The sequence below is a fragment of the Streptococcus sp. 27098_8_73 genome (assembly GCF_041432495.1).
In the GTDB taxonomy this organism is placed as follows: Bacteria; Bacillota; Bacilli; order Lactobacillales; family Streptococcaceae; genus Streptococcus.
In genome coordinates, this window is sequence record NZ_JAPVZT010000021.1 from 1 (window position 1) to 4,997 (window position 4,997).

The following is a 4,997-nucleotide window of genomic DNA, read 5'->3' on the forward strand; positions in this document are numbered from 1 at the left end:
AACAAGACGAACCAATGTGCAGGGCGCTACAATATATGTTGTAGTACTGAACAAAGAAAAAAACAATAAATCTGTCAGTGACAGAAATGAGTGAGAACTCAAACTTTTAATGAGAGTTTGATCCTGGCTCAGGACGAACGCTGGCGGCGTGCCTAATACATGCAAGTAGAACGCTGAAGGGAGAGCTTGCTCTTCTGGATGAGTTGCGAACGGGTGAGTAACGCGTAGGTAACCTGCCTGGTAGCGGGGGATAACTATTGGAAACGATAGCTAATACCGCATAACATTGACTATTGCATGATAGTCAATTGAAAGGTGCAAATGCACCACTACCAGATGGACCTGCGTTGTATTAGCTAGTTGGTGGGGTAACGGCTCACCAAGGCGACGATACATAGCCGACCTGAGAGGGTGATCGGCCACACTGGGACTGAGACACGGCCCAGACTCCTACGGGAGGCAGCAGTAGGGAATCTTCGGCAATGGACGGAAGTCTGACCGAGCAACGCCGCGTGAGTGAAGAAGGTTTTCGGATCGTAAAGCTCTGTTGTAAGAGAAGAACGAGTGTGAGAGTGGAAAGTTCACACTGTGACGGTATCTTACCAGAAAGGGACGGCTAACTACGTGCCAGCAGCCGCGGTAATACGTAGGTCCCGAGCGTTGTCCGGATTTATTGGGCGTAAAGCGAGCGCAGGCGGTTAGATAAGTCTGAAGTTAAAGGCTGTGGCTTAACCATAGTACGCTTTGGAAACTGTTTAACTTGAGTGCAGAAGGGGAGAGTGGAATTCCATGTGTAGCGGTGAAATGCGTAGATATATGGAGGAACACCGGTGGCGAAAGCGGCTCTCTGGTCTGTAACTGACGCTGAGGCTCGAAAGCGTGGGGAGCAAACAGGATTAGATACCCTGGTAGTCCACGCCGTAAACGATGAGTGCTAGGTGTTGGGTCCTTTCCGGGACTCAGTGCCGCAGCTAACGCATTAAGCACTCCGCCTGGGGAGTACGACCGCAAGGTTGAAACTCAAAGGAATTGACGGGGGCCCGCACAAGCGGTGGAGCATGTGGTTTAATTCGAAGCAACGCGAAGAACCTTACCAGGTCTTGACATCCCGGTGCCCGTCCTAGAGATAGGATTTTGCTTCGGCACACCGGTGACAGGTGGTGCATGGTTGTCGTCAGCTCGTGTCGTGAGATGTTGGGTTAAGTCCCGCAACGAGCGCAACCCTTATTGTTAGTTGCCATCATTTAGTTGGGCACTCTAGCGAGACTGCCGGTAATAAACCGGAGGAAGGTGGGGATGACGTCAAATCATCATGCCCCTTATGACCTGGGCTACACACGTGCTACAATGGCTGGTACAACGAGTTGCAAGTCGGTGACGGCAAGCTAATCTCTTAAAGCCAGTCTCAGTTCGGATTGTAGGCTGCAACTCGCCTACATGAAGTCGGAATCGCTAGTAATCGCGGATCAGCACGCCGCGGTGAATACGTTCCCGGGCCTTGTACACACCGCCCGTCACACCACGAGAGTTTGTAACACCCGAAGTCGGTGAGGTAACCTTTTAGGAGCCAGCCGCCTAAGGTGGGATAGATGATTGGGGTGAAGTCGTAACAAGGTAGCCGTATCGGAAGGTGCGGCTGGATCACCTCCTTTCTAAGGAAAAACGGAAGCCATTGGTCGTCATGTTTAGTTTTGAGAGGTCTTGTGGGGCCTTAGCTCAGCTGGGAGAGCGCCTGCTTTGCACGCAGGAGGTCAGCGGTTCGATCCCGCTAGGCTCCATTAGGATAGTGATGACTATTCTAAACTTGTCCATTGAAAATTGAATAACTATATCAAATAGTAACAAGAAAATAAACCGAAACGCTGTGAATATTAATGAGTTTAAGACTGAAAGGTCAAAAATAAGGTTAAGTTAGTAAGGGCGCACGGTGGATGCCTTGGCACTAGGAGCCGAAGAAGGACGTGACAAACGACGAAATGCCTCGGGGAGCTGTAAGTAAGCGCAGATCCGGGGATGTCCGAATGGGGGAACCCAACAGGTACTACCTGTTACCCATCTCTGTTAAGGAGATGAGGAGGAAGACGCAGTGAACTGAAACATCTAAGTAGCTGCAGGAAGAGAAAGCAAAAGCGATTGCCTTAGTAGCGGCGAGCGAAACGGCAGGAGGGCAAACCGAAGAGTTTACTCTTCGGGGTTGTAGGACTGCAATGTGGACTCAGATTTTATAGAAGAATGACATGGGAAGGTCAGCCAAAGAGAGTAAGAGCCTCGTATTTTAAATAGAATCTGTACCTAGCAGAATCCTGAGTACGGCGGGACACGCGAAATCCCGTCGGAATCTGGGAGGACCATCTCCCAACCCTAAATACTCCCTAGTGACCGATAGTGAACCAGTACCGTGAGGGAAAGGTGAAAAGTACCCCGGAAGGGGAGTGAAATAGAACCTGAAACCGTGTGCCTACAACAAGTTCGAGCCCGTTAATGGGTGAGAGCGTGCCTTTTGTAGAATGAACCGGCGAGTTACGTTATGATGCGAGGTTAAGTTGAAGAGACGGAGCCGTAGGGAAACCGAGTCTGAATAGGGCGAATTAGTATCATGATGTAGACCCGAAACCATGTGACCTACCCATGAGCAGGTTGAAGGTGCGGTAAAACGCACTGGAGGACCGAACCAGGGCACGTTGAAAAGTGCTTGGATGACTTGTGGGTAGCGGAGAAATTCCAAACGAACTTGGAGATAGCTGGTTCTCTCCGAAATAGCTTTAGGGCTAGCGTCGACATAAAGATTCTTGGAGGTAGAGCACTGTTTGGGTGAGGGGTCCATCCCGGATTACCAATCTCAGATAAACTCCGAATGCCAATGAATTATGGTCGGCAGTCAGACTGCGAGTGCTAAGATCCGTAGTCGAAAGGGAAACAGCCCAGACCACCAGCTAAGGTCCCAAAATAATTGTTAAGTGGAAAAGGATGTGGGGTTGCACAGACAACTAGGATGTTAGCTTAGAAGCAGCTATTCATTCAAAGAGTGCGTAATAGCTCACTAGTCGAGTGACCCTGCGCCGAAAATGTACCGGGGCTAAAACAATTTACCGAAGCTGTGGATACCTTTATAGGTATGGTAGGAGAGCGTTCTATGTGTGGAGAAGGTGTACCGTGAGGAGCGCTGGAACGCATAGAAGTGAGAATGCCGGTATGAGTAGCGAAAGATGGGTGAGAATCCCATCCACCGTAAGACTAAGGTTTCCAGGGGAAGGCTCGTCCGCCCTGGGTTAGTCGGGACCTAAGGAGAGACCGAAAGGTGTATCCGATGGACAACAGGTTGATATTCCTGTACTAGAGTATGAAGTGATGGAGGGACGCAGTAGGCTAACTCGTGCGTACGAATGGATGTACGTCTAAGCAGTGAGGCGTGGTATGAGTCAAATGCTTATACCTGTAACGTTGAGCTGTGATGGGGAGCGAAGTTTAGTAGCGAGTGAGTGATGTCACACTGCCAAGAAAAGCTTCTAGCGTTGTATCATACTCTACCCGTACCGCAAACCGACACAGGTAGTCGAGGCGAGTAGCCTCAGGTGAGCGAGAGAACTCTCGTTAAGGAACTCGGCAAAATGACCCCGTAACTTCGGGAGAAGGGGTGCTGACTTTAGTCAGCCGCAGTGAATAGGCCCAAGCAACTGTTTATCAAAAACACAGCTCTCTGCTAAATCGTAAGATGATGTATAGGGGGTGACGCCTGCCCGGTGCTGGAAGGTTAAGAGGAGTGCTTAGCGGAAACGCGAAGGTATGAATTGAAGCCCCAGTAAACGGCGGCCGTAACTATAACGGTCCTAAGGTAGCGAAATTCCTTGTCGGGTAAGTTCCGACCCGCACGAAAGGCGTAATGATTTGGGCACTGTCTCAACGAGAGACTCGGTGAAATTTTAGTACCTGTGAAGATGCAGGTTACCCGCGACAGGACGGAAAGACCCCATGGAGCTTTACTGCAGTTTGATATTGAGTGTCTGTGCCACATGTACAGGATAGGTAGGAGCCTATGAGATCGGGACGCCAGTTTCGATGGAGGCGTTGTTGGGATACTACCCTTGTGTTATGGCCACTCTAACCCGGATAGGTGATCCCTATCGGAGACAGTGTCTGACGGGCAGTTTGACTGGGGCGGTCGCCTCCTAAAAGGTAACGGAGGCGCCCAAAGGTTCCCTCAGACTGGTTGGAAATCAGTCGCAGAGTGTAAAGGTATAAGGGAGCTTGACTGCGAGAGCTACAACTCGAGCAGGGACGAAAGTCGGGCTTAGTGATCCGGTGGTTCCGCATGGAAGGGCCATCGCTCAACGGATAAAAGCTACCCTGGGGATAACAGGCTTATCTCCCCCAAGAGTTCACATCGACGGGGAGGTTTGGCACCTCGATGTCGGCTCGTCGCATCCTGGGGCTGTAGTCGGTCCCAAGGGTTGGGCTGTTCGCCCATTAAAGCGGCACGCGAGCTGGGTTCAGAACGTCGTGAGACAGTTCGGTCCCTATCCGTCGCGGGCGTAGGAAATTTGAGAGGATCTGCTCCTAGTACGAGAGGACCAGAGTGGACTTACCGCTGGTGTACCAGTTGTCTCGCCAGAGGCATCGCTGGGTAGCTATGTAGGGAAGGGATAAACGCTGAAAGCATCTAAGTGTGAAACCCACCTCAAGATGAGATTTCCCATAACGCAAGTTAGTAAGAGCCCTGAGAGAAGATCAGGTAGATAGGTTAGGAGTGGAAGTGTGGCGACACATGTAGCGGACTAATACTAATAGCTCGAGGACTTATCCAATTTTCATTGAGCGCAGCTTTTGGCAAGTATTGTGAGGTTTGAGTAGTTATTCAATTTTGAGTTGACAAGGCAATAAGATATTGCAAGTTAATTCAGCTAGTTAAGTGACGATAGCCTAGGAGATACACCTGTACCCATGCCGAACACAGAAGTTAAGCCCTAGAACGCCGGAAGTAGTTGGGGGTTGCCCCCTGT

The 4,997-nt window shown here is 50.4% G+C and carries 1 tRNA gene and 3 rRNA genes; all 4 read left to right on the forward strand.

Going from position 1 to position 4,997, the window contains the following annotated elements:
- Positions 1-105 precede the first annotated feature (105 nt).
- A 16S ribosomal RNA gene (locus tag O3651_RS10000) occupies positions 106-1,652 on the forward strand.
- A gap of 53 nt (positions 1,653-1,705) precedes the next feature.
- Positions 1,706-1,778, forward strand: a tRNA-Ala gene (locus tag O3651_RS10005).
- Between the two features lie 126 nt (positions 1,779-1,904).
- Positions 1,905-4,802, forward strand: a 23S ribosomal RNA gene (locus O3651_RS10010).
- Between the two features lie 100 nt (positions 4,803-4,902).
- Positions 4,903-4,997, forward strand: a 5S ribosomal RNA gene (gene rrf, locus O3651_RS10015); the annotation flags it as partial.